1 protein-coding gene is annotated in these 1,095 nt (G+C 73.2%); it reads left to right on the forward strand.

From position 1 onward, the window contains the following. A partial coding sequence (locus NON22_RS24685) for a PDZ domain-containing protein (protein ID WP_257389626.1) occupies nt 1–1,095 on the forward strand: 1,095 nt, incomplete at both ends.

The following is a 1,095-nucleotide window of genomic DNA, read 5'->3' on the forward strand; positions in this document are numbered from 1 at the left end:
GCGCGGCCCGCCGCGAAAGCCCGTGCCGAGGCCGCCGCCGCGGCCCGTGCCGAAGCACGCGCCGACGCCCACGGTTATGCGACGGCGGCCGAAGCCGACGCCGCGCGCGCCGAGCTCGACGAACTGCGCCGCGAAATGCGCGATCTCGGCCGCCGTATGGGCGACATCTCGCTGCGCCTCGGCGAGGGCGGCCCGGGCAAGTTCGCCTGGCGCTACCTCGGCGACAGCGACCGCGCGATGCTCGGCCTGGTCATGCACCCGGCCGAGAAAGGCCTGCAGATCGCCGCCGTCACGCCGGGCGGTCCGGCCGACAAGGCCGGCGTGCGCAACGAAGACCTGCTGCTCGCGATCGACGGCAGGAAGCTCGGTCGCGAGGACCTGCCCGAGGCGCGCACGCTGCTGCAGGAGCTCAAGGTCGACCAGCCGGTCAAGTTGTCGCTGTCGCGCGACGGCAAGCCGCTCGATCTGACCGTCACCGCGGCGCGGCGCGAAGCGCTGAACTGGCCCAAGGTCATGGTCGGCGTCGGCGGCGACATCGACGTGGACATCGACGCGGACAAGATCCGCCGCGACGTCGAACGCAGTCTGGCCGGCGCGCAGCGGGAGATCGACCGCCATCTGCACGACGGCCGCCTGCAGCAGCTGCGCGACCTGCGCATCAACCTGATGCCGTGGTGGGGCATCAACCTCGCGCCGCTGAACCCGGACCTCAGCAGCTATTTCGGCACCGGCCAGGGCGTGCTCGTGCTGTCGGCCGACGCCGATGCCATGCCCGAGCTCAAGGGCGGCGACATCCTGCAGAGCGTGGCCGGCAGCAAAGTCGATTCGCCCGCCGACGTCATGCGCCGCCTGCGCGACGCGCAGGCCGGCAGCGAGATCAAGCTCGGCGTGCTGCGGCAGAAGAAGAGCCTGACCCTGAACACCCGGGTGCCGGAATACAAGTCGATGTTCCCGCTGCCGCCCGCACCACCGGCACCACCGGCACCGCCGGCATCGCCGGCGCCGCCCGTCGCGGGTGCACCGCCCGTGCCTCCGGCTCCGCCGCCGTCGCCCGTCTCGGCGGTTCCGCCGGTCCCGCCGGTGGCCAGCCGCGCC

The organism is Tahibacter caeni (assembly GCF_024609805.1).
Classification (GTDB): Bacteria; Pseudomonadota; Gammaproteobacteria; order Xanthomonadales; family Rhodanobacteraceae; genus Tahibacter; species Tahibacter caeni.